Raw genomic sequence first — 24430 nt, forward strand, 5'->3', positions numbered from 1 at the left:
CCGCCTGGGCTTCAGAACGAGAGACGCGCGCCGAAGCGGATGCTGCGAGGCGCCTGATAGGAGAGGGGCTTCTGGTAGTTGGGATTGACCACGACCGCGGCCGTCCCGCCTCGGACCTTCAGGTTCTCGAGGTCCGCCGGCTTGCCGCCGACGATCGCGTCCACGGTGTCGTAGGTGTAGTTCTGGTCCACCGAGGTGACGGCCTGGAAGTTGAACAGGTTGAAGCTGTCCATCGTCAGCGTGGCGGTGAGGCCCCGGGCGAACTTGTAGTGCAGACCCAGGTGGGCATCCACGTTGTGCACCCAGGGCAGCCGACCACCGCTGCCGCGCGGCAGGATGAAGGTGCCGCCCGTACCGTAGGCGGGGTTGCTGCCCAGCACGTTGAGCGGCGCGCCCGAGGTGCTGCGGTACGAGAGCCCCAGGTCGAGGCTCGCGGTAGGCGAGAGCTGGAACTCGCGGGAGCCGTACACCTTGATGGCGTGGGTGCGATCCAACGGCAGCGTGCCCGTCCGGTTCTCCATGAAGGAGATGAGGTCGAAGTCCGAGGTGACGTTGGGGGCGAGCTGGTTGGCATCCGGCCTGTAGAGGCCGGAGTAGTTCCCGCGCAAGTAGGACCAAGTGTAGCTGGCCTGGGCGAGCCACTGGTCCGAGAACGCCTTGTTGAAATAGACGCTGACGGCGTCGTAGTCGCGCACGGCCTTGTCGAACTGGGAGGCGATGCCCCGGCCCGGGTTGCCGATGAAGAAGTTGGTCCGCTCGTTGACGGACATGTCCTCGATGACCTCGTTCATGTAGCGCCGGGTGTAGGTGGCGCCGACGCTGGCGCGCGGGAGCACCTCGTACTCGCCGCCCAGGACGATCTCATCCGAGGACTGGGGCTTCAGGTCCGGGTCCACCGGGCTGTTGATGGCGAAGGTCTGGGTGTAGCGAGGGCTGAGGGAGGTGTTGGGGGCCCCTGGCGGCACCAGGACGTTGCGCACGTCGCGGCAGTCCGTGTACGGCGCGGCCTGGTTGAGCGGATCACACCCCGGCCCGCCCGAGGCGGTGGGCGTGCTGCTGCGCGTGGCGTTGATGCGGGTGATGTTGGAGAACTGCGAGTTCACCATGGCCAGCACGGCGTTCTGGTAGTAGCGCGCGTAGCTGGCGAAGAGCTTGGAGCGGCCCTGCTGGGTGAAGTCGTAGACGAGCCCCACGCGCGGAGAGAGCTGGTTGGGCAACGCGAAGGCCAGGTCGCCCCCGGTGCCGTAGATGGCCTGAGTGTCGTAGCGCAGGCCCGCGTTGAGGGTGACGCGGTCCATCACGCTCCAGCTGTCCTGGACGAAGGCGCCCAGGGCATCGGCGCGGGTGGAGGTGGGAACCACGGGCTGGATGAACACCTGGTCCGGACCGGTGAGATAGCCGAACGCGCGGTAGTCCTGGAAGTTCGTCCCATCGGTGGACTGGACGTAGGTGACGCCACCGGAGTAGGCGCGCGCATCGCGGTTGGTCATCACCTCGGCGTCGAGGCCGGCCTTGATGACGTGGTGACCGAGCGCGTTGAGCAGCAAGGTGCCCACGACGTTGGCCTGGTAGCGGTCCGTCGTGCGCTCCATCAGGAAGCCGGGGCCGCCCAGCAGGTAGGTGCCCGCGGGGCAGCGCACCGCGTTGGTCGTACCGGCGGGCTCGCATACCGAGTCTTCTGGCAACCGCTCGAAGTCACGGATGGAGTAGCGTCTCAGCCCGGCGCTGGTGCCGGTGCGCTGCATCTGGAACTGAGGCGTGCCGGACAGCCCCGATTCATTGCCGATGCCGCTGCCGTCCACCGGAAGGGTGGACTCGTACTGGTGGTGCCAGCCGACGTTGGCGTCGAGCAGCACGCGCTTGTCCAGGAAGGACGAGGACAGCTTGAGGGTGATGTCCCGTGCATCCTGGTCGTAACGGTGGGCGAGCGCCTCGTAGCTGCCGTTCAGGTTGTCCACCTCGACGGCGCCGCTGTCCAGGTTGTAGCCGAAGCGGCCCGGGCCGCCGGAGCTGGCCGGAGTGCCATACACAGACAGGGTGAGGCTGTGGTCCGCGGCCACCTGCCAGGTGAGCTTGCCGAGGTACTGCACCGAGCGCTGGTCGGCGAAGTAGCGGGTGGTGGTGTTGGGGATGAGCTCGGTGCGGGAGAAGCCGTTCTCGTCCTTGAGGGGCTTGCCATCCTCGCCGAGCACATAGGCGTTCAGGTTGCGATCCAACGCCCGGCGGGTGAAGGACGGCGCCACGCCCGCGAAGAACCAGAGCTTGTCCTTCAGGACGGGGCCGCCCAACGTCGCGCCGAAGTCACCCAGGTTCCACAGCCGTTGGCTGGTGGTGATGACGGAGCCCTCGCGCGGCACGCGGGTGGGAGCGCTCTCGAGCGCGCCCGGGGTGATGTTGCCGAAGACCGAGCCCTGGAACTCGTTGGAGCCGGACTTCGTGACGGCCGTCATCACGCCGCCGGTGGCACGGCCGAACTCGGGCATGAAGCCACCGGTGATGACGTTCACCTCCTGGATGAACTCGATGGACAGGGGCGTACCGAGGAGGCCGAGCGCGGGGTTGCCGGCGGACAGGCCATCCACGAGGAAGCCGTTCTCCGGCGAGGTGGTGCCGTTCATCGAAATGCCGTAGGCATCCGCGTTGGCGCCGGGAGCGAGCTCGGCGAGGCTCTCGAAGGAGCGGGACGCGGAGCCCTTGGAGGTGGGGCCCACCACGGCCAGGTGGCGCACCAGCGCGTTGTCCACGCTGACACCGGTGCGGGTGGAGCCCACGTCGACGGCGGGCGGAGCGGCCTGGACGATCATGACCTCACCGAGCGAGTCGGGGAGGAGCTCCGCGTTGAGGCGGACGGTGTGGTTGAGCCGGAGGGTGATGTCCCCGCGCGAGTAGGGCTTGAAGCCCTCCCTGTCGAAGCGCAGCGTGTAGACCCCCGGGGGAAGCTGCGGCAGCCGGTAGAGGCCGGTGGCGTCGGTGACGGCGACCTGCTCTCCCTGGAGCTGGGGAGAAGTGGCGGTCACCACCACGTCCGGGACGGGTTGCTTGCTGCTGGCGTCCACCACCGTGCCTGTCAGCACGGAGGTGCCCTGCTGCGCCAGGGCGGGTGCCATCCACAGGCACACGCCCAGCGTCAACACGGCCACGAGGACGCGCGCCTGGATTCTCTGGGAACGTCGGTTCAAGGATTTGCCCTCTGTCAGGCGCCCACCCTCCATGCAACTCGGCGCCTCCGTTCCACGTGCTACACTGGGAGTTCAGAAGAAGACAAGAGAGCCCTCTTGTCCTCCAACGGAGGCAGTGCATGTTCCTCGAGGATGTGGAGAAGCACGAAGGGACGAGCCCCTATTCGGAGCTGATCCGCCGTGCTCGGGAACAGGGCCAGCCACCCGCGGGCATCTGGCACTTGTTTGCGTTCAAACCGGAGATGACGAACATCCTGGCGCAGCTCACCCAGGTGGCGATGCGTGGCCCCTCGCCGCTCTCCGCCGGGATGCGCGAGCTGATCGCCGCCTTCACCTCGCGGCGCAACCAGTGTGTGTATTGAACGGACTCCCACGCCGCGGTCGCGGCGAAGCTGCTGGGAGATGAGTACAAGGTCCGAGCGGTCCTGGAGGACCTCGACACGGCCCCGATTCCGGAGGCCGAGCGGGTCCTGCTGCGCTTCGTGGAGAAGGTGAATCGCGAGTCGGAGCGCATCCAACGCGAGGACGTGGAGGTGGTGAAGGCGGAGGGCTGGACGGACGAGGCCCTCTACGACGCCATCACCGTGTGCTCGTTGTTCAACTTCTACAACCGGTGGAACGACGCCATGGGCGTGCGCGAGCACCCGGTCGAGGTCTACCAGCGCAGTGCCGAGCGGCTCGCCCAGGAGGGCTATGCGGGCCCGCCGGCCGGCAAGGAGGAGTAGGCGGCGGGGAGGAGCTCAGGGCGCCCGCGTCTGCCAGGCCTTGCGCCGCACGGACTCGCCGATGCGGGAGATTGGCAACACCTCGTCCACCGCTCCGCGCTCGATGGCCGCGCGCGGCATGCCGAACACCACGCAGCTCGCCTCGTCCTGGGCGATGGTCGCCGCTCCCGCCTGTCTCATCGCCAGCAGCCCGTCCGCCCCGTCATCGCCCATCCCCGTCAGCAGCACCCCCACCGCGTTCGCTCCCGCCGCTCGCGCCACCGAGTGGAACAGCACGTCCACGCTCGGAATGTGCCCCGACACCCGCGGCCCATCCAGCACCTCCACCCGGTAGTACCCGCCGCTGCGCTTCACCCGCAGGTGCCGGTTGCCCGGGGCGATCAGCGCCCTGCCCTGCTGCACCCGGTCTCCCGGCGCCGCCTCCCTCACCTCGATGCGGCACAGCTCGTTCAACCGCTTCGCGAAGGCCGTCGTGAACTGCTCCGGCATGTGCTGCACGATGACGATGCCCGGGCAGTCCGGAGGCATGGGCATCAGGAACTGCCGCAACGCCTCGGTGCCTCCCGTCGAGGCCCCCACCGCCACCACCTTGTCCGTCGTCACCGACAGCAGCGTGGACGCCGGCCGCTCCGGCTGCCGTGCCACCTCGGGCTCGGATGCCGCCCGCCGGGCCAGGCGGGAACGCGCCCTGGCCGCGCCCCGCAGTGACTCCAGCAACCGGGCCTTCGATTCGCGCAGGAAGTCTCCCACGCCCAGCGAGGGCTTGGAGATGATCTCCACCGCCCCCTCCTCCAGCGCCCGCACCGCCATCTCCGAGCCCGGTCCCGCCAGCCCGGAGCACACCACCACCGGCACCGGCTCCTCCTCGCGCATCAGCTCGCGCAGGAACGTGAGCCCGTCCATGCGTGGCATCTCCAGGTCGAGCAGGAGCACGTCCGGCCGGTGGCTCTTCATCTTCTGCCGCGCGATGAGCGGGTCCGACGCCACCTCCACCACCAGGCCCGGCTCGCGCGCCAGCAGCATCAGCACCCCCTGGCGGACCACCGCGGAGTCATCCACCACCAGCACGCGCAATACCGAAGTCATGCATCACCCGCGCGGAGCGGCCTCCCCGGCCAGAGCCCGTAACGCGTACACGGTAGGCATGACCGTGCGGAATTTCCACCCGAGCCCCGTGAGGCTCTCCGAGTGCCCGAGGAAGAGAAGTCCCCTGGGTGACAGGTGCTCCACCAGCCGCTCCAACGCCCGGGCCTTCGAGGCCGCGTCGAAATAGATGAGGACGTTGCGGCAGAAGACCAGGTCGAAGCGCCCCACCACGCCGTGGCCGTCGTTCAGGTTCACCCGCTGGAAGCGCACCAGCGAGCGCAGCTCGGGGCCCGCCTTCATGCGCCCTTCCTGGCTGCCGGTGCCCTTCAGCATGTAGCGCAGGTAGGGTTTGGGAATCTCCCGTGACTTGTCCAAGGGCCAGAGCGCCCGGCGCGCCTGCTCGAGGATGCGGGTGGACAGGTCCGTCGCCAGGATGTCGATGTGCCAGCCCTCCTCGGCCGGCAGGTGGTGGCGCAGCACCATGGCCAGGGTGAAGGGCTCCTCCCCCGTCGAGCACCCCGCGCTCCACACCCGCACCCGCCGCCCCTCGCCATTGCCGGTGTCCCTCTGGGCGCGCCAGTGTGGCAGCACCTCGCGCTCCAGCAGCTCGAAGTGCCGCGGCTCGCGGAAGAAGTGCGTCTCGTGCGTGCAGAGCGCGTCCAGCAGCCGCACCCGCTCCGCCTCGTCCTCCTCCACCCGCTTCAGGTAGGCACCGAAAGACAGTCCACCCAGCTCGCGCAGCCGCCGCGCCACCCGGCCCATCAGCAGCGCCCGCTTCGCCTCCGACAGCCAGATGCCCGCCTCGCGATGGACGAGCTTCTGGTAGCCGAGGAACTCCCGCTCGGTGAGCGCCGAGGGCTCGTGAAAGGAGGCGGGCTCCTGGTCCTCCCGGTTGGACCCGCCGCGCTCTTCATGTCCTGAAATCAGGTCACGGCTCCTTCTGGATGGGCGTCTCCGCCTGGGTTCTCAGCGTGCTGGCCACCAGCACCTCCTGACTGCTGAGCACCTTGTCGATGTCCATCAGCAGCACGAACTTCTTCCCCCCGCCGGGCCGCCCCATCCCCACCAGGTAGTCCACGTGCACCGGCGCGCCGAACGCCGGTGGCGGCACCACCTCTCCGGGCGCCAGCTCCATGACCTGCCCGATGGCATCCGCCAGCAGCCCCAGCACGAGCCGCTCTCCGCCCAGCTTCACCTCCACCACCACGATGCAGCTCCACCTCGTCAGCGTGGCCGGTGGCATTCCCAGCTTCACCGCCACGTCCACCACGGGCACCACGCTGCCTCTCAGGTTGAACACGCCCCTCACCCAGACCGGGGCTCCAGGGATGCGCGTCACCGTGTCGTACTCGATGATCTCCTTCACCTGCAGGATGCCGAGCGCGTACTCCTCTCCGGCGAGGATGAAGCTGAGGTACTGCGTGGAGGTGGCCGATGTCTGTTCGCTCATGGCTGGCACCTAGAAGCGCTTGAACTCGCGGTCCTCATCCGGGAGCGCGGCGGGAATGGAAACACGGGGAGCCGGAGCCACGACCCCGAGCCCATTCGCCACGGCCTTCAGCCCGTGCGCGGTGGGAGCCTTCTGGACCGGAAGACGCTGCACCGGCCGGGAGGTGCGCCCCCCATCGGGCACGCGGAAGAAGGACACGAGCTGGTTGAGCGCCTCCGCCTGGGCCGACATCTCCTCCGCCGTGGACGCCAGCTCCTCCGAGGCCGACGCGTTGCGCTGCGTCACCTGGTCCACGTGCGCCATCGCCTTGTTCATCTGCGCCACGCCGCTGGACTGCTCCCCCGAGGCCGCCACCACCTCCTGCACCAGATCCGCCGTCTTGCGGATGGAGGGCACCAGCTCCGTCAGCAGCTCTCCCGAGCGCGTCGCCACCTTCACGCTGCCCGAGGCCAACCCCGAAATCTCCCTCGCCGCCGTCTGGCTCCGCTCGGCCAGCTTGCGCACCTCCGTGGCCACCACCGCGAAGCCCTTGCCGTGCTCTCCCGCCCTCGCCGCCTCGATGGCCGCGTTGAGCGCCAGCAGGTTCGTCTGGTAGGCGATCTCCTCGATGATGGAGATCTTCTGCGCGATGGAGCTCATGGCCTCCACCGTCTCCTTCACCGCCCGGCCACTCTCCTCCGCGTCCCGGGCGCCCTGCATGGCCATCTGCTCCATCTGCCGGCTGTGATCCCTGTTCTGCGTGATGCTGGCCGTCATCTGTTCCAGACTGGAGGTGGTCTCCTCCACGCTACTGGCCTGCTCGCTGGTGCCCTGCGCCAGGCTCTGAGAAGAGGCGGACACCTGCGCGGAGGCCGAGGCGAGCGCATCGGAGCCCTCGCGCACCTCGCCGATGACCTCGGCGAGCTTCTGCACCATGCGCTGCATGGCCGTCAGCAGCCGCCCCGTCTCGTCCTGCGTCTCCGAGGAGATACGCACGGTGAAATCCCCCTCGGAGAGGCGGTCCGCCACCTGAAGCGCGTTGCTCAGCGGCCGGGAGATGACCCGGGCGAGGAGGACGCTGAGCAGCAGGCCGACGAGGAAGCTGCCCCCCATGGCGGAGAGGATCCACCCTCGCGCGAGGTCATGGGTGGCATCCGAATCGTCCGACGCCTTCTGAGAGGCCTTGAGGATGAAGTCCACCAGCTCCTCCAGCTTGTCGGAAGCGGACTCGTAGGTGTGCTGCGCGCGGCCCTGGCTGAAGGCGCGAGCCTCCTCCTTCTGATTGGAGCGCGACAGCGCGAGGATCTTCTCGTGCTCTTCCAGGTAGTCCTTCCAGAGCGCGCGGAACTCCGTGGTCAAGCGCCGCTCCTCCTCGGTGGAGATGAACGGCTCGTACTTCTTGAAGTTGTTCTCGACGGATTCCAGCTCCCGCCGCATGTCCCGCTCCAACTGGGCCATCTGGGCGGCATCGGTCGCGAGGACGTGCTGCTGCTCGTAGATGAGGAAGTCGGAGGTGTCGGTGTTCGCGTCCGAGACGTAGGCGATGCTGGGCATCCAGTTGTCGGTCACCTCATCCGTCGCCTCGTTCATCTTGCTCAGCTGGACGATGGCGAAGACCCCCAGCAGGAGGTTGAGGAAGCTCAAGAAGAGGAAGGCGAGCAGCAGCTTGAAGGAGATCTTCAGGTCGTAGAACCAGGTCATGGTGCTTTCTGGGGGGTGAAGAGTCTCAGGCCGCGGCGGCGGGCTGCGCCGCCCTCAAGGCCTGTTGCAGGAGTGCGGGTACATCGAGGATGAGGGCCACCCGGCCGTCACCCAGCAGGGTGGAGCCGGCCAGCCCGGGCAATCCCTGGCACAGCTTGCCCAGGGGCTTGATGACCGTCTGGCCCTGACCGAGCAGCGTGTCCACGGTGATGCCCGCCTTGCCCAGGCCATGGCCGATGACGACGATGTTCTCGCGGGGAGGCAGCTCGCCACCGAGCTGGAAGTGCTCGCGCAGGCGCAGGTACGGCAACGGCTCGCCGCGCAGGTTGATGAAGCCGGTGCGGCCGGGGTGGCGCTCGTCCAGTGGCAGCTCCACGCACTCGAGCACGTTCTCCAGCGGGATGACGTATGTCTCCTCGCCCACCCCGACGGAGAAGCCCTCGATGATGGAGAGGGTGAGCGGCAGGCGCAGGCTGAAGGTGGTGCCCTGGCCGGGCGAGGTGTCCACGGAGATGGTGCCGCGCAGCGACTCCACGTTGCGCTTCACCACGTCCATGCCCACGCCGCGGCCGGACAGCTCGGTGATGCGCTCAGCGGTGGAGAAGCCCGGCTCGAAGATGAGGGCGAAGAGGTCCGCGTCGGAGCGCTGCTCGTCGGGGCCCAGCAGTCCGCGCTCACACGCCCGGGCGGTGATGCGGTCCCGGTCCAGCCCCGCACCGTCCTCGGCCACCTGGATGACGATGGTGCCCGCCTCGTGGAAGGCGCGCAGGGCCAGCGTGCCAGTGGGATCCTTTCCGCGCTCCTGGCGCACCTCCGGCCTCTCCAGGCCGTGGTCCATCGCGTTGCGCACCAGGTGGGTGAGTGGATCGCGGATGAGCTCCGCGACGGTGGTGTCCACCTCCACGTCCTCGCCGCTCACCTCCAACCGCACCAGCTTGCCGGTGGCCATGCTCAGGTCGCGCACCGTGCGCGTGAAGGGCTGGAAGGTGCGGCCGATGGGCACCATCCTCACCTTCATCACCAGCTCCTGCAGGTCCAGGTAGAGCCGGTCCGCCTCGCGGTGCGCCTCCAGCAGTTGCTGAGGCGTGTAGCGGTGCGCCTGCACGAGCATGGAGGTGAGGCGCCCACGCGCGATGGCGATCTCCCCGGTGATGTCCAGCATCCGGTCCAGCCGGTCCAATCCCACGCGAAGGGTGCGCTCGCGGGCGTGAGAGGGCTCGGACTGCTCGGAGCCGGACTCCCGCGCGACACGCTCCATGCCACCCCCTCCCGAGGGCGGGGCCATGGGCCGGGCGGCCTTCACCGTGCTGTCGAGCAGGGCGTGCACGTCCCTGGCCGGCAGACGCAGGTCGGGCTCGGCCACGGGCCGCAGGCCCACCAGCTCGCGCATCGCGTCCACCGACTGAAGCAGCAGGGTGCCCAGTCCCGAGTGCAGCACCAGCGCGCCCGCTTCCAGCCGGGTGAGCAGGTCCTCGAGCGTATGCGCCAGCTCCACCGCCTCGGAGAGGCCCATGACGGCCGCTCCGCCCTTCAGGGTATGCACCGTGCGAAAGACGGCTCGCAAGGTCTCCGGACCGGGAGACGCCTCGAGCGCGAGCAGGTCCTGCTCCAGGCTGGTAAGCTGCTCCTCCGTCTCGGTGAGGAAGACAGCGTGGACCTTCTCCAACTCGGGCTTCATCTCCCCGCGTCGAGAGCAATCCCCACGCCAATGTCCGCTGGTGGACAACTCCCTGGAATCACAAACAGGGGTTGCTCAACGACGACCCGGATCCAAAACATGGATTCTAGATTCTAGATTTTGGACGAAAGGCCCAGGCGCTTGAGCTTCTGGTACAGCGAGCTGCGCGGAATGCCCAGACGCTTGGCCGCCCGCTCCACGTGCCCGCCCTCGTCGGCGAGCACCCGCTCGATGTGGCGGCGTTCCACCTCCCGCAGCGTCAGGTCCAGCTCCGAGCGCCCGGAGGAGAGAGCGGCTCCTGGCTCCACGGGGGAGGGAGCGAGAGCTCGCGCGAGGAGATGGTCGAACCGCAGGTCGTCCGGCCGCAGGACGGGGGTAGAGGAGAGCAGCACTGCGCGCTCCAACACGTTGCGCAGCTCGCGCAGATTGCCGGGCCACGAGTAGGAGCGCAGGGCGGCCTCCGCCGTGGGTGACAGATCCAGCCCGGGGCGTCCCAGCTCGCGGGAGAGCCGCGCGAGCATATCCCGGGCGATGACGAGGATGTCCTCGGGCCGCTCGCGCAGCGCGGGGATGAACAGGGGCAGGGTGCTGATGCGGAAGTACAGGTCGCTGCGGAAGCGGTGGGCGCGCACGGCCTCGACCAGGTTCTGATGGGTGGCGGCGATGAGGCGCACGTCCACCGAGCGGTCCTCCACCTCGCCCAGCCGGCGGAAGCGCTTCTCCTCCAGCACCTTGAGCAGCTTGGGCTGCACCTGGAGGTCCATGTCCCCAATCTCGTCGAGGAACACGATGCCGCGGTGGGCCACCTCCAGCAGGCCCTGCTTGCGACTGACGGCGCTGGTGAAGGCCCCGCGCTCGTGACCGAAGAGCTCCGTCTCGAGGAACTGCGGTGACAGCCCCGCGCAGTTGAGCTGGACCCGAGGGCCTCCGCCGCGGGGGCCGTGCAGGTGCAGCCACGTGGCGAGCACGCCCTTGCCGCTGCCCGTCTCCCCCTGGATGAGGACGGGGCTGTCGCTGTCCAGCACGGCGCGCGCGGTGGACTCCAGCTCGCGGATGGCGCGGCTCTGGCCGAGGAAGGGGTTGAGGGCCTCGGGACAGCTCGCGGCGAGTGCCTGCTGCTGGCGGCGCGTCCGCTGGGCCTCCAGCAGGCGCTCCACCATCATCAGCAGGGTGGACAGCTCCACCGGCTTGGGCAGGAAGTGCTCCGCGCCCTGCTTGATGACCTGGATGGCGGTGTCGATGGAGACATGCGCGGTGAGCACCAAGACGGGGATGGACGGGTCCACCGCCCGCATCTCCGGGAGCAGGTCGAGCGCGGTGCCATCCCGCAGGCGGTAGTCGAGAAGCACCAGGTCCGGCCGGCAGCCGCGGAAGAGCTCGCGGGCCTGGCGGCAGCCCTCCGCCTCGACGACCTCCATTCCGTGCGCCTCGAGGAAGTGGCGGATGCCGAAGCGGACCGTCGGCTCATCATCGACCACCAGAATCCGTCGCTGCATTCAGCGCCCCCTCGGCAGGGAGGCACACGCGGACCTCGGCGCCCCCCTCGGGCCGGTTGCCCACGGAGACCGAGCCACGATGTTCCTCCACGATACGTTGGACGATGGAGAGGCCCAGACCCACCCCCCCTGGGCGCTGGGAGTAGAAGGGCTCGAAGACGCGCGGCAGCTCCTCGGGCAGGAAGCCGGGACCCTGATCCATCACCAGGCACTCGACCTGGGAGGCATACTCGTCGGCGCTCCTCCGGGCGATGAGCCGCACCGTGCCGCCGTGCGGGGAGTACTGGAGCGCGTTGGCGAGCAGGTTCTGGAACACCTGGGTGAGCCGCCCCGGGTCCATGGGAAGACGAGGCAGGTCCGGAGCCACCCGCAGCTCCACGCGCGCCTCGCACTCGTGGGCGAGGGGGGCGGTGATTGCGACGGCCTCGTCGAGCACGCTGGAGAGCGTACAGGGGTGGAGCTCGGTGGTGCGCGGGCGGCCGTAGGTGAGCAGCCCGTGCATGAGCTGGTGCAGGCGCGACACCTCGCGCCGGAGCATGGAGACGTAGGGCGCGTGCTCGTGTGATGGGCCGAAGCGCGCCTCGAAGGCATCCAGGGTGGCGGAGATGCCGAAGAGGGGATTGCGCACCTCGTGGGCCACGCCGGCCACGAGCGCGCCCATCCGGTGCAGGGTCTCGTTGCGGCGCAGCGAGTCCAGCGCCTCGCGCAGCCGGACCTCGGTCTCGCGGCGGGCGGTGATGTCGCGCACCACCCCCGCGAAGCCGTGAAGCCCGCCGTCCGGCTCCCGCAGCGCGGTGAGGAAGAGGAGGATGTAGAAGCGCGAGCCATCCTGCCGCAACCGCCAGCCCTCGTCCCGCACCTTGCCCTGGGCCTCCGCCTCGTCCATCAGCCGCTGGGGCAGGCCCGCGGTGATGTCCTCCTCGAGGAAGAACATCGAGCAGTGCCGCCCGATGACCTCCCTGGCGGGGTAGCCCGTGACGCGCTCGGCGCCCGCGTTCCAGCTCGCGGTGCGTCCATCCCGCCCGAGCATGAAGAGGCCGGAGTCCTCCACGCTCTCGACCAGGAGCCGGAAACCCTCGCCACAGCCCTCGTGGTCGGGATTCAGGAGCTCACAGGGGAGCCGCGCACCGGACATCGCGCAGATACGGTCCAGGGGTCGATGTGAATGGGTCGACATGGAGGGAGATGAACCGTCGAGGGAAGGTCAATACGCCTTGAAGATGCGATCGGCCGCCACGTCGCGCACCGCCTGGTTGCGCACCGGGGCGAGAGGGGCCGGGCGGGTGGGCATCACCCGCGGAGGAGGGGTGACCGACAGGTCATTCCCCGTGCCCACCTTGAAGAAGGCGACCAGCTGCCGCAGCGCCTCGGCCTGGGCGGACAGCTCCTCGGCGGTGCTCGCCAGCTCCTCGGAAGCCGAGGCGTTGCGCTGCGTCACCTGGTCCACCTGCATCATGGCGCGGTTCATCTGCGTCACGCCCGTGGACTGCTCGCGGCTGGCGTCCGCCATGTCCTGGACCAGCGCCGCCGTCTTCTGGATGGAGGGGACGAGCTCTCCGAGCAACTGTCCGCTCCGCTCGGCCACCTTCACGCTGCCACTGGCCAGCAGGGAGATGTCCTGGGCCGCCGTCCGGCTCCGCTCGGCCAGCTTTCTCACCTCGGTGGCCACCACCGCGAACCCCTTGCCATACTCGCCCGCGCGCGCCGCCTCGATGGCCGCGTTGAGCGCCAGCAGGTTCGTCTGGTAGGCGATCTCCTCGATGATGGAGATCTTCTCCGCGATGGCGGTCATCGCCCCCACCGTCTCCCTCACCGCCTGGCCACTCTCCTCCGCCTGGCGCGCCCCCTTCACCGCCATCTGCTCCATCTGGCGGTGGTTCTCGCTGTTCTGGGTGAGGGTGGCGGACATCTGTTCGAGCGAGGCCGTCGTCTCCTCCACACTGATGGCCTGCTCGCTGGTCCCCTGGGAGAGGGACTGGCTGGAGGCGGAGACCTGCGAGGAGGCCTCCGCGAGCGCGGCTGCTCCCCCTCGCACCTCGCCGATGACCTGCGCCAGCTTCTCCGACATGCGCTTCATCACCTGCAGCAGGCTCCCCTCGAGAGCGCCCCGGGTATCGAGGGTCATGGTCAGGTCTCCCTCGGAGATCCGGCGGGCGATCTCCGCGACGTGGTCCGGCTCGCCTCCCAGCTTCCGGAGAATCCCCCGGGTCATCATCGCGCTGATGACCAATTGCACGGCGAACGCGGTGATGAGCACGAACAGCAGCGCCAGGAACGTCTCGACCCGCTCCGTCTCCCGCTCGACGGCCGCCTGCGTGCGCCTGTCGAGCATCGAGAAGAACTCGTCGATGGGCCGCAGGATGGTCGCCTTGTTCGCGTGATAGGCCTCGTCGTGCATGAGCCGCGCCGCCAGGGAGGGAGCCGGCTCGCGGTGGACGGTGAAGTTTCCGCTGCCGTCCTCGTAGAGCCCCTTCACGGCGTTCATGGCGATGGACTCGGTCCTGACGAGCGCGTTGGAGCTGCGCTCCGCCTCGGAGAGCTTGCCAAGCTCCTCCTGGGTGAACCCCAGCTCCTTCATCATCTGGACCAGGGAGATCCGCCGACCATCGGGGCGTGGCTTCTCGCCGTTGCGAACCGCGAGCACATCCCAGTACATGCGCTCGTACCGGGCGTCGCCGGTGACCACGTACGTGCGCGCGAACCGCGTCAGGTCGTCTGACGACTGACGGAGCTCATCGGCCACCTGGTACGAGGCATAGCGGATGTACTCCTGCTCCCGGGCCCGCTGCGCCCCTCGGAACAAGAGGACGGAGACCGCAATGAGGGAGAAAAGGAAAAGCACGTAGAGAGAATGGATGATGATGAGCGATTTCTTGACGGTCACCGCACACTCCGGGCGGATGGCGGCTCGGGCCGCACCCGCTCGCGTCAAGAGCAATCCCTACGCCAGCATCCGGCAGGCGACAAACGCCCGGAACCACACCCGGGGCCCTCCCACGTGCGGTTGGGATCCGACGGCTGGAGTCTGGAGTCTGGATTCTGGACGGACTCATTCCCCCGAAGGGAAACACACGCGGACCTCGGCGCCCCCCTCGGGCCGGTTGCCCACGGAGACCGAGCCACGATGTTCCTCCACGATACGTTGGACGATGGGGAGGCCCAGACCCACCCCCCCTGGGCGATGGGAGTAGAAGGGCTCGAAGACGCGCGACAGCTCCTCGATTGGGAAGCCGGGACCCTGATCCCTCACCACACACTCCACCCGGGGGGGCCCGTCGTCCACGAGGCGCCGTGCGGTGAGCCACACGGTGCCACCGCGCGGGGAGTGCTGGAGCGCGTTGGCGAGCAGGTTCTGGAACACCTGGGTGAGCCGCCCCGGGTCCATGGGCACGGGGGGAAGGCCGGGCTCCACGTGCAACTCCACGCGTGCCTCACGCTCGTGGGCGAGGGCGGCGGTGGCGTCCATGGCCGCGTCCAGCACACTGGAGAGCATGCGGGGTTGGAGCTCGGTGCTCGGAGGGCGGCCGTAGGTGAGCAGTTCCTGCATGAGCACGTTGAGGCGTGACACCTCGCGCCGGAGCAGGGAGAGGGAGTGCGCGGTCACCTGGGGATGACCGGGCTGCGCCTCCAGGACGTCGAGCGTGGCGGAGATGCCGAAGAGGGGGTTGCGCACCTCGTGGGCCACCCCCGCCAGGAGCTCGCCCACCCTGGACAGGGATTCACTGCGCCGGAGCGACTCCAACGCCTCGTGGAGCCGGGCCTCGGTCTCGCGGCGCGCGGTGACGTCGCGTGTCAGCTTGGCGAAGCCGCGGAGCTCACCACCGGGGCCGCGCAGCGCGGTGAGGACGACGTGGGCGTAGAAGCGCGAGCCGTCCGCGCGCACCCGCCAGCCCTCGTCCCGGGCCTTGCCCCGCGCCTCCGCCGCGCGCAGCAGCCACCGGGGCCGGCCCTGGGCGACGTCTTCCTCGGCATAAAGGACGGAGAGGTGCCGCCCGAGGATGTCCTCGGCGCGATGGCCCTTGATGCGCTCGGCGCCCCCGTTCCAGCTCGCGATGCGGCCGTCGGGGTCGAGCATGAAGAGCGCGGCGTCCTCCACGCTCTCGACCAGGAGCCGGAAGCCCTCGTCGCGGTCGAGGCTGGCGGGCGTCTCGAAGCCCGTGAAGGGAGACACGCCGTGGTCACAGCGGCACAGCCCCTCGAGGGATGTCTCCTCCGTCGTCACGGAGAGCCTGTCTGGGAGGCAGAACGGGTGAAGCGGCATGAGAAGAAGATGAACCGCTGGAAGGGGGCGGGTCCCTCCCACCTGCCCGTCCGCCCGCTGGGGAGGGGACCTGGGATTGCCCACCGCCGAGCGGCCATGCCAAGAAGGCCACATGTCCTTCCTGCACCAGGCCCTCGTCTTCCTGGCCGCCGCGGTCGTCTCCGTTCCCCTCTTCAAGCGGCTGGGCCTGGGCTCGGTCCTCGGCTACCTGACGGCGGGCGTGGTCATCGGACCGTGGGGAGCGGGGCTCATCTCGGACGTGGAGAACATCCTCCACTTCGCCGAGCTGGGCGTGGTGCTGCTGCTCTTCGTCATCGGGTTGGAGCTCCAACCTTCGCGCCTGTGGGAGCTGCGCCGGTCGGTGTTCGGCCTGGGCGGGGTGCAGGTGGTGGCCACGGGGGCCCTGCTCGCGGGGGTGGGGCTGCTGCTCGGGCTGCGGCTGCCCACCGCGCTCATCGCCGGGCTGGGGCTGTCGCTGTCCTCCACGGCCTTCGCCCTGCAGCTGTTGGCGGAGAAGAACGAATTGCCCACGGAGCACGGGCGGGCCGCCTTCGGCATCCTGCTCTTCCAGGACCTGGCCGTCATCCCGCTGCTGGCGCTGCTGCCCTTCCTCGGGGAGCCCATCACGCGCGCGACGCAGCCCGGGTGGGTGTCGGCGCTCCAGGTGGTGGGTGTGCTGGCCGGAGTCATCCTGGGAGGCCGCTACGTGCTGCGGCCCCTCTTCCGCTTCGTGGCCTCGCTGCACAGCCAGGAGCTGTTCACCGCCACGGCGCTGCTGCTGGTGGTGGGCACCGCGCTGTTGGTGAGCCAGGTGGGGCTGTCCATGGCGCTCGGGGCCTTCCTGGCCGGCGTGCTGCTGGCGGACTCGGAGTACCGCCACGAGTTGGAGGCGGACATCGAGCCCTTCAAGGGCCTGCTGCTGGGCCTCTTCTTCATCGCGGTGGGCATGTCGGTGAACATCGGCCTGCTCGCCAGCGGCCCCGTGCGCGTGGTGGCGCTGGTGCTCGGGCTGGTGCTGCTCAAGGCGCTGGTGCTCTACGCCCTGGGGAAGTGGACCTTCAAGAGCGACGAGCCCGCCCTCAGCATGGCGGTGGTCATCTCACAGGGCGGTGAGTTCGCCTTCGTCCTCTTCGGGCTCGCGGTGGGCTTCCGGGTGATGGAGCGCGAGCTGGCGGATCTGCTGGTGGTGGTGGTGAGCCTCTCCATGGCCGTCACCCCGGTGCTCTTCGTCCTCTATGCCCGCTTCGTCCGGCCCCGCTTCCACAAGACGGAGAAGCGCGCGTTCGACGTGGCCCCCGACGAGGACCATCCCGTCATCATCGCGGGCTTTGGACGCGTGGGGCAGGTGGTGGGCCGGCTGCTGCGCGCCAAGCGCATCGGCTTCACCGCCCTGGACTCCAGCCCCGAGCACATCGACTTCCTCAAGCGCTTCGGCAACACGAAGCTCCACTACGGCGACGCCTCGCGATTGGAGCTGCTGCGGGCCGCGCGCGCGGACAAGGCGAAGCTCTTCGTGCTGGCCATCGACGACGTGGCGGCGTCGCTGCGCACGGCGGAGACGGTGCGCCAGCACTTCCCGCACCTCACCATCTTCGCGCGGGCCCGCAACCGGCAGCATGCCTACGGGCTGCTGAACCTGGGCATCACCCACGTCATGCGCGAGACGTACGCGGGCAGCCTGGAGATGACGGGAGAGATTCTACAGGAGCTGGGGCTCACCTGGTCACAGACCAAGACCACGCTGGACCGCTTCCGCGAGCACGACGAGGCCCTGCTGCTGGCCACCTACAAGCACCACCGGGACGAGAAGAAGCTCGTCGAGATGGCGAACCAGGCGCGCAAGGAATTGGAGGAGATCTTCGAGAAGGACGAGCAGAAGAAGCCCGCTTGAACGGCGGAAGGGCGGCCCGCCTCCAGGACGAGCCGCCCTCCCCTTCAGCAATGCCCTACCTCAATAGCAGAGGTAGTTGTCGTCCCACGTGTGCGGATCCGCGTCCTCGTACACCTGGGTGCACTGCATGCCGGCGATGGGGCCCGCGGAAGACCAGGAGAACTGGAACGGGCTGCTGGTGGGCACGCAGAGGTAGTTGTCCGTCCAGGTGTGCTCGGCCGGCTCGGAGGCCTCGTGGATCTGCGTGCAGCGCATGCCGGAGATGGGCCCGGCGCTGCTCCACTGGAGGCCGTGGTTCACGGGCGAGCACAGGTAGTTGTCCGTCCAGGCATGGGGATCCGAGGTCTCGAGGAAGTGGACGCAGGACTGGCCCGGGAGGGCCCCCGCCTGGGACCAGGTGAACTCGGGCAGCTGGGCGATGGCCTGCCGCAGGTTGGGCAGACGGCCGATGTTGCGGGAGTCGGCGGCCTGCGGGGTGCCCGTGGAGGCGAGGAGGCTCCGGACGTAACGCGGCTCCAACGCGCCCTTGCCGCGCGCGAGGGCCACGCCCTGGAGGTTGGCCACGGAGGCGGTGACGATGGGCGAGGCGCTGGAGGTGCCGCTGAAGGAGGAGGTGTAGTACTGGTTCTCGCCGTAGGCGGAGCCGAACAGGTCGCCATAGCCCAGCGACGTCACGCGCTCGCCCCAGCCGTGCACGTCCACGCGGGAGCCGAAGTTGGTCCAGCACATGGGGACGCGGGTGGTGGCGGTGCTGGCGCCCACGAGGATGGCGCCCGAGTCGCGGACCGCGCGGTTGAAGAGGTTGCCGTACACGGGTTCATCCAGGTTGACGCTGCCGTTGCCGGCGGCCTCCACCACGTGGGTGCCATTGGCGGTGGCGGTGGCGATGGCGTCGAAGTTGGCCTGCCAGTACTCCATGGCGATGTAGTTGCACTGGGTGGTGTTGCAGGTGCAGGCCGTGCTGTCGGCGGGGCCCTGGGCGTGCAGCTCGATGAGCACCACGCCCCCGCGGCCCACGGCGGCCGCGGCGTTGGCGATGGCGCTCGCGGTGCTCTGGCCGCCGATGCCCTCGTAGCCAGCGGAGGCCTCGTGGGCGATACCGGTGACCCCGTAGCCGTTGGGCGCGCCCACCATCTCACCCAGCACCGCGGTGCCGTGGTTGCGCCAGGAGAGATCGGAGTACTGGGTGCCGCCCATGCGGAAGAGGCCGGGCATGTCCTCGTGGGCCGTGTTCCAGCCGCCCTCGACGTCGACGATGCGCACGCCCGCGCCCTTGCCGCCGGGCACCGTCCAGGAGTAGCGCGCGTCCACGCCACCCGGGGCCGCGTCCAGGTAGCCCTGGCGACTCTCGTAGCTGGACGTGGCGGGCGGGATGTCGGCCGCCGCCAGCAGCCCCGAGGCGAGCAGGGAGCCGAAGCCCACCATCGCGGGCTCCGCGGGAGGCTCGGCGTAGGCCACCTCCACGCTGTCCAGGGCATTGAGCCGCTCGATCATGTCCTGCACGCCGTCGGCGGTGGTGCCGGGCAGCAGCGGCACCTCGACGTAGAGGCCCAGGTCCGCCAGCTGGCGGCCACCGCGCTCCTCGCCCGAGCGCTTGAGCTCGGCCAGGGAGGCCTCGTCCTGCTTGAAGAGACGCGTCGGGGCGCCCGCGCGCGGCACCCGCGCCAGCAGGTCCGACGCGGAGGAGAGATCCCTGGCGAGCCGCGCGTCATCGAGTCCGCGGCGAGCCAGGAGCGAGCGCTCCTCGGGGCCGCGCTCGGAGGCGAGGGCCACCAGCCGGCCGTCGCGCGGACGCACCCGGGTGCCCTCGTGGAACTTCACCACCAGACGCTCCACATACATGCCCCGAGGCAGCTCGGCGCCCCGGGACTTCACCGCGGCGGCGCGCGGCACCAGCTCCTTCGCCGCGGCTTGCGCGTCGGGAATGGCCGTCAGCGACAGGCCCAGCGCCAGGGTGTGCAGGATGCGTCCCTTGAATACAGCTTGCATGCGTTGCCCTCATTTCGTGGGTGATGCAACGGCGCGGGAACGACTGGCGTCCGCGCCGCGAAGCACACTGGCATGCCTGTCTGACATGGATTTTTGTTTGGAATTGTCTTGACGGACTCGAGACCTTCCGGGTTCGGAGCGAAATGCCCGCTGGCGGAAGCTCGCCCGAATTCAGTGCTGGGCAGGAGCGCGCGTGTTGGCGAGGCTGGGGCCCGTGGACACCCTGCCCGACCCCCAGGAACTCGAGCCCCTCCTCTCCGCCGCGCTGGCGCTGCCCGCGCTGAAACCCCAGGCCGCCCGGCTCGAGCGGCTGCTGCGGGACTACGCGCGCGGCCTGGAGCGCAAGGACGCCCCCCTCTCCGTGGCCCTCGTCGGCGCCACGGGCGCGGGCAAGTCCACCCTGCTCAACGCGCTGGCCGGCCAGTCGCTCGCGCGCGAGGGGGAGGACCGCCCCACCAGCTCCGCCGCCACCCTCTTCGCCCCCGAGGGCGCGGGGCTCGACGACCTGGCCCAGACAGGCGCGAAGGTGGTGCGCTACACGCCGGGCCCCCGGGGGCTGTGGAGCGGCCAGGTGTTCATCGACACGCCGGACCTCAACAGCGTGGCCACCGTGCACCGCGAGGTGGCGCGAGCGGCCCTGGAGCGCGCGGACGTGGCGCTCGTGGTGATGCACCGGGGGAGCGTGGCCGAGGCCACCCAGGTGGAGTTCCTCTCCGAGTTCGCCCGGCGCCGGGCACTCGTGTTGCTCGTCAACTTCGCGGACGAGCTGTCCCCCGAGTCACGTGAGGCCCTGAAATCCCAGTCGCGCCGGCTGGCGGCGGAGCAGTACGGGCTGCCGCTGGAGTCCGTGCCCGTCTTCGCCATCAGCGCCCGGGCGGCGCAGCGGGGGGAGGATCCCTCGGGCGAGTTCGGCGCCCTGCTCTTCCATCTCAAATCCCTGGCCACGCAGACGGTGGCCGAGCGGGTGCGGCGCACCAACGCCCGGGGTGTGTTGGAGGAAATCACCACACGGGTGGAGGGCGCGCTGAAGGAGACGGAGGACACGCTGGCGCGGACGCGGGGCGCGCTGGAGTCGGGCCTCGCACGTGCCTCCGAGTCGCTGAAGGCGGACTTCGACGGGCGGCTGGGGCTGGCGCAGGGCCACCTGGGCTCGGAGGTGCGGAGCCAGGCGGCGGGGCGCTTCTGGGGCCCGGCGGCGTGGGGCATGCGGCTCTCGTACGTGGGGGCCGGGGGACTGGGAGCGGCGACGCTGGTGGCGCGGCGGAGCCTGCCGGTGGGGCTGGCGGTGGCGGCGACCTCGACGGTGCTGGACGCGGTGCGGGACAGGACGCGGGCGCGAGCGGCGGAGACGGCGGTGGTGGAGCCCTTCGAGGACGACCTGGCGGTGGAGTCGGCCGCGCGCACCGCGCTGGTGGAGGCGCGGAGTCTGGCGCACGCGAGCGGGCTATCGCCGGAGACGCTGGGCCTGCCGGACGTGGAGACGTTGCTGGCGGAGCTGCGGTCGGCGCGCGCGAGCGCCTGGCGCTACACGCTCACCACGGCGGTGGCCGAGACGGTGTCGCGCTGGTGGCGCACGGCGCGCTGGCTGCTGCTGCCCCTGGTCAACCTGCCCCTGCTGGCACTCATGGGCCACGTGGGCTACCGCGTGGTGCGCGCGTACGTGGAGGGCCCGCTGCTGGGAGTGGACTACTTCCTCAACGCGGGGGCCCTGTTCGCGCTGCTCGCGGGGGCGGGGGCGCTGCTCACCTCGTTGAGTCTGGCGGGCACCACCCGCGCCGTGCGCCGCGCGGGCCTCGAGCGCTTCGTCGCGCTCCTGGGGGCGCTCGGGGGCAGGCTGGGAGAGTCCATCCAGGAAAGCCTTCTCAAAGAGCGAGAAGCCGCCCGTAACATCTTACGATTCCGCTAAACAACAGACAGAAACTCTGTACCCGCGTCCGGGGTAGGCAGGGGGGCAGGGGTATGGCCATCATGTTGCCGTTGTTGCTCTAAATCAGACAGGCAAGACTCACGCTCGAAGCCCTGTCCATCTCTCGCACTCCGGCGGTTCATTCCATCGCGCCTCCGGGAGCATCGACGAGCATCCACTCCCATCGCGTTTCTGACTGTCCTGGGGAGGCAGCCAGACATGATCAAGAACCACAGCAGTGCCTTGCGCTCGATTCCGCCCACCGGAGTCCCGGGCCCTTCCAACAACGAGCTCGGGCCCGGCACGCGCATCCAGCACTACGAGCTCATCCGGGAGATCGGCAGTGGAGGAATGGGCACGGTCTACCTCGCCCGCGACACGCGGCTGGGCCGCCGCGTGGCCATCAAGTTCCTGCACACCCAGGACGCGGACCTCACCCGGCGCTTCATCCTCGAGGCCCGGGCCACGGCACGGTGCAGCCACGAGAACATCGTCATCATCTACGAGGTCGGCGAGCACGCGGGCAGCCCCTTCATGGTGTTGGAGTTCCTCCAGGGCCAGCCGTTGAAGAAGCTCGTGGCGGGCCAGCGGACTCCGGCCCCGCGCGCGGTGGAGCTGATGGTGCCGGTGGTGCGGGCCCTGGTGTGCGCCCACGAGCAGGGCATCGTGCACCGGGACCTCAAGCCCGAGAACATCCTCGTGACGGACTCGGGCGGCATCAAGGTGCTCGACTTCGGCATCGCCAAGGTGTTGCAGGAGGAGGAGCAGCCCGCCGCGGTCGGCAACGCCTCGGACACCTTCGTGGGGAGGCTGCTCGACGGAGAGGCCGGAGACCTCACCCGCCGCGGCGCCATCCTGGGGACGATGGCGTACATGTCCCCGGAGCAATGGGGCAACGGCGTGCCCATCGACCACCGGACGGACATCTGGGCCGTGGGCATCATGCTGTTCCGGATGCTCGCGGGCCAGCATCCGCTGGGGACGATGAGCGGCCCGCAGCTGGCGGTGACAGGCTTGCTCGACGAGCCGATGCCCGCCCTGCGCACCGTGGCGCCGGACGTTCCGAAGGAGCTGGCCGACATCGTCGACCGGTGTCTGCGCAAGCACAAGGAGGAGCGGTTCCCGGACGCGCAATCGCTGCTGCGCGCCCTGGAGCCCTTCCTGCCTGGGCGCTACGGCCGCGGCGAGCTGCGCATCGACGAGAGCCCCTACGCCGGCCTCAGCTCCTTCCAGGAGGCCGATGCGAACCGCTTCTTCGGCCGCACCCGTGAAATCACGGCCCTGGTGAACCGCATCAACGACCAGCCGCTGCTGGCGGTGGTGGGCCCCTCGGGCACGGGCAAGTCCTCGTTCGTGCGCGCCGGCGTCCTGCCCGTCCTCAAGCGCTCCGGCACGCCCTGGGAGTCGCTCGTCATCCGCCCTGGCCGCAGTCCCCTGTCCGCGCTGGCGGGTGTGGTGGCGCCGCTCGTGAGCTCCTCGCCCAGCATCGAGGAGGACATCCGGGAGCAGCAGATGCTCGTGGAGCGCCTGCGCGCCGAGCCCGGTTTCGTGGGCAGCGTGCTGCGCAGCCGCGCCCGGCGCGAGCACCGCAGAATCCTGCTCTTCGTCGACCAGTTCGAGGAGCTCTACACCCTGGTGCCGGACGCGAAGGACCGACTGGCCTTCACGGCGTGCCTGTCGGGCATCGCGGACGACGCCACCTCGCCCATCCGCGTGGTGCTCTCCATCCGCTCGGACTTCCTGGACCGGGTGCCGGAAGACGAGCGCTTCATGGCCGAGCTGAGCCAGGGCCTCTACTTCCTGTCCTCACCCAGCCGCGACGGCCTGCGCGACGCGCTGGTGCAGCCGGCGGAGATGGCCGGCTACCGCTTCGAGACTCCAGCGATGGTGGACAACATGCTGGAGCACCTGGAGTCCGCCCAGGGCGCGCTGCCCCTGCTGCAGTTCGCCGCCACCCAGCTGTGGGAGGCAAGAGACCCTTCGCGCAAGCTGCTCACGGAGAGCGCCTACAAGTCCATTGGAGGTATCGCCGGAGCGCTCGCCAGCCATGCCGACAGCGTGCTGGCCTCCCTGTCCACGCAGGAGCGCACGCTGGTGCGCGCGCTCTTCCTGCGCCTGGTCACCCCCGAGCGTACGCGCGCCATCGTCTCTCTGGAGGAGTTGCGTGAGCTGACGAAGGACACGGGGGAGATGCAACGGCTCATCGACCACCTCGTCCAGGCGCGTCTGCTCGTCGTGCAGACGGGAAGTGGCGCCACGGGCGCGACGGTGGAGATCGTCCACGAGTCGCTGCTCCACAGCTGGCCCACGCTGCGCCGCTGGCTGGACGAGGGCCAGGAGGACGCGGGCTTCCTGGAGCAGCTGCGCAACGCGGCCCGCCAGTGGCAGGCGAAGAACTTCGACGGCAACCTGCTGTGGCGCGGAGAGATGGTGGAGGAGGCGCAGCGCTTCCAGCGCCGCTATCGCGGGGAGCTGCCGCGGTTGCAGCAGGACTTCCTCGAGGCGGTCTCCTCCCAGGCGAAGCGGGCCACGCGCCTGAGGCGGGCGCTGCTCATCGGCTCCACCGTGTTCCTGGCGCTGCTGGTGGTCGCGGCGGCGGTGGCGCTGGTGGTCATCCGCAACTCCCAGCGAGAAGCGGAGCGGCAGGCGGAGGCGGCGAGGCAGGCCGAGACGGTGGCACGCAACGCGGAAGCGACGGCGCGCACCGCCGAGGCGGAGGCGAAGCAGCACCTGGTCGAGGTGCAGGCCAAGGAGCTGGAGCGCCAGAAGGCGGCGGAGGAGGCGCGCAAGGCCCAGCAGGCGGCGGAGGAGGCCGCCAGCCAGGTGGCACGCGCCAACGAGGAGCTGTTGAGCAAGAACGACGAGTTGCTGTCCGCGCTCAAGAGGGCTCGCGAGGCGCAGATGCGCGCCAGGGGCGCCAAGAAACGCGCCGAGCTGAGCGCGGAGGAGGCGCGTGAAGCCAAGGCGGCCGCCCTCAAGGCGGCGCAAGAGCTCGAGGAACTGCTGCGCAAGGAGCGGGAGCGCAACAAGCGGCTGAATGACCGGCTCGGCCCGGTCATCGAGAACCTGAAGGGGGCACGACAGTGAGA

16 protein-coding genes are annotated in these 24430 nt (G+C 69.6%); 5 read left to right on the plus strand and 11 right to left on the minus strand.

What is annotated here, in order from left to right; all coding sequences use genetic code 11:
- Nucleotides 1–11: 11 nt before the first annotated feature.
- Complete coding sequence (locus NR810_RS10550) at nucleotides 12–3179, minus strand: TonB-dependent receptor (RefSeq protein WP_306818066.1); 3168 nt, start codon at nucleotides 3177–3179, stop codon at nucleotides 12–14.
- Nucleotides 3180–3298: 119 nt separating this feature from the next.
- Here NR810_RS10550 and NR810_RS10555 point away from each other — a divergent pair, with 119 nt between their 5' ends.
- The gene (locus NR810_RS10555) at nucleotides 3299–3541 is read left to right on the plus strand and encodes a carboxymuconolactone decarboxylase family protein (protein WP_257450915.1); all 243 of its coding nucleotides are present in this window, start codon (nucleotides 3299–3301) and stop codon (nucleotides 3539–3541) included.
- A gap of 129 nt (nucleotides 3542–3670) precedes the next feature.
- On the plus strand, nucleotides 3671–3904 hold the full coding sequence (locus NR810_RS10560; RefSeq protein ID WP_257450918.1) for a carboxymuconolactone decarboxylase family protein: 234 nt from the start codon (nucleotides 3671–3673) through the stop codon (nucleotides 3902–3904).
- A gap of 15 nt (nucleotides 3905–3919) precedes the next feature.
- Here the strand turns inward: NR810_RS10560 and NR810_RS10565 are convergent, their stop codons facing one another.
- The 9 genes from NR810_RS10565 to NR810_RS10605 form a co-directional block, all read right to left on the minus strand.
- Complete coding sequence (locus NR810_RS10565; RefSeq protein ID WP_257450920.1) at nucleotides 3920–4990, minus strand: protein-glutamate methylesterase/protein-glutamine glutaminase; 1071 nt, start codon at nucleotides 4988–4990, stop codon at nucleotides 3920–3922.
- Nucleotides 4991–4993: 3 nt separating this feature from the next.
- On the minus strand, nucleotides 4994–5917 hold the full coding sequence (locus NR810_RS10570) for a CheR family methyltransferase (RefSeq protein ID WP_306818099.1): 924 nt from the start codon (nucleotides 5915–5917) through the stop codon (nucleotides 4994–4996).
- Between the two features lies 1 nt (nucleotide 5918).
- Nucleotides 5919–6440: a chemotaxis protein CheW gene (locus tag NR810_RS10575; protein ID WP_257450922.1), complete on the minus strand. Its 522-nt coding sequence runs from the start codon at nucleotides 6438–6440 to the stop codon at nucleotides 5919–5921.
- Nucleotides 6441–6449: 9 nt separating this feature from the next.
- A complete protein-coding gene (locus NR810_RS10580) occupies nucleotides 6450–8120 on the minus strand; it encodes a methyl-accepting chemotaxis protein (RefSeq protein WP_257450924.1) in 1671 nt (556 codons plus the stop codon).
- Between the two features lie 25 nt (nucleotides 8121–8145).
- Entirely contained in the window at nucleotides 8146–9798 is a 1653-nt protein-coding gene (locus tag NR810_RS10585; protein WP_257450926.1) for a chemotaxis protein CheA, read from the minus strand.
- A 113-nt stretch (nucleotides 9799–9911) separates the two neighbouring features.
- Nucleotides 9912–11294 carry a sigma-54-dependent transcriptional regulator gene (locus NR810_RS10590; protein ID WP_257450928.1) on the minus strand — a complete coding sequence of 461 codons (1383 nt, stop codon included), beginning with the start codon at nucleotides 11292–11294 and terminating at the stop codon, nucleotides 9912–9914.
- The gene (locus NR810_RS10595; RefSeq protein WP_257450930.1) at nucleotides 11266–12471 is read right to left on the minus strand and encodes a two-component system sensor histidine kinase NtrB; all 1206 of its coding nucleotides are present in this window, start codon (nucleotides 12469–12471) and stop codon (nucleotides 11266–11268) included. Before NR810_RS10595 ends, NR810_RS10590 begins: the two co-directional genes overlap by 29 nt.
- Before the next feature lie 27 nt (nucleotides 12472–12498).
- A complete protein-coding gene (locus tag NR810_RS10600) occupies nucleotides 12499–14178 on the minus strand; it encodes a methyl-accepting chemotaxis protein (RefSeq protein WP_257450932.1) in 1680 nt (559 codons plus the stop codon).
- Nucleotides 14179–14343: 165 nt separating this feature from the next.
- Nucleotides 14344–15516, minus strand: a complete 1173-nt coding sequence (locus NR810_RS10605; protein WP_257450936.1) for a two-component system sensor histidine kinase NtrB — start codon at nucleotides 15514–15516, stop codon at nucleotides 14344–14346.
- 151 nt (nucleotides 15517–15667) lie between these two features.
- Between NR810_RS10605 and NR810_RS10610 the strand changes: the two genes are divergently transcribed.
- Complete coding sequence (locus tag NR810_RS10610; protein WP_257450938.1) at nucleotides 15668–17446, plus strand: monovalent cation:proton antiporter-2 (CPA2) family protein; 1779 nt, start codon at nucleotides 15668–15670, stop codon at nucleotides 17444–17446.
- 60 nt (nucleotides 17447–17506) lie between these two features.
- Here the strand turns inward: NR810_RS10610 and NR810_RS10615 are convergent, their stop codons facing one another.
- On the minus strand, nucleotides 17507–19435 hold the full coding sequence (locus NR810_RS10615) for a S8 family peptidase (protein WP_257450940.1): 1929 nt from the start codon (nucleotides 19433–19435) through the stop codon (nucleotides 17507–17509).
- A 193-nt stretch (nucleotides 19436–19628) separates the two neighbouring features.
- On the opposite strand from NR810_RS10615, the gene NR810_RS10620 reads away from it, so the two are divergent.
- Together NR810_RS10620 and NR810_RS10625 are read left to right on the plus strand one after the other, a co-directional pair.
- A complete protein-coding gene (locus tag NR810_RS10620; RefSeq protein ID WP_407653767.1) occupies nucleotides 19629–21341 on the plus strand; it encodes a GTPase in 1713 nt (570 codons plus the stop codon).
- Nucleotides 21342–21560: 219 nt separating this feature from the next.
- On the plus strand, nucleotides 21561–24428 hold the full coding sequence (locus tag NR810_RS10625; RefSeq protein ID WP_257450943.1) for a serine/threonine-protein kinase: 2868 nt from the start codon (nucleotides 21561–21563) through the stop codon (nucleotides 24426–24428).
- The last annotated feature ends 2 nt before the right edge of the window (nucleotides 24429–24430 follow it).

Origin of the sequence: Archangium lipolyticum (genome assembly GCF_024623785.1) — a bacterium.
Classification (GTDB): Bacteria; Myxococcota; Myxococcia; order Myxococcales; family Myxococcaceae; genus Archangium; species Archangium lipolyticum.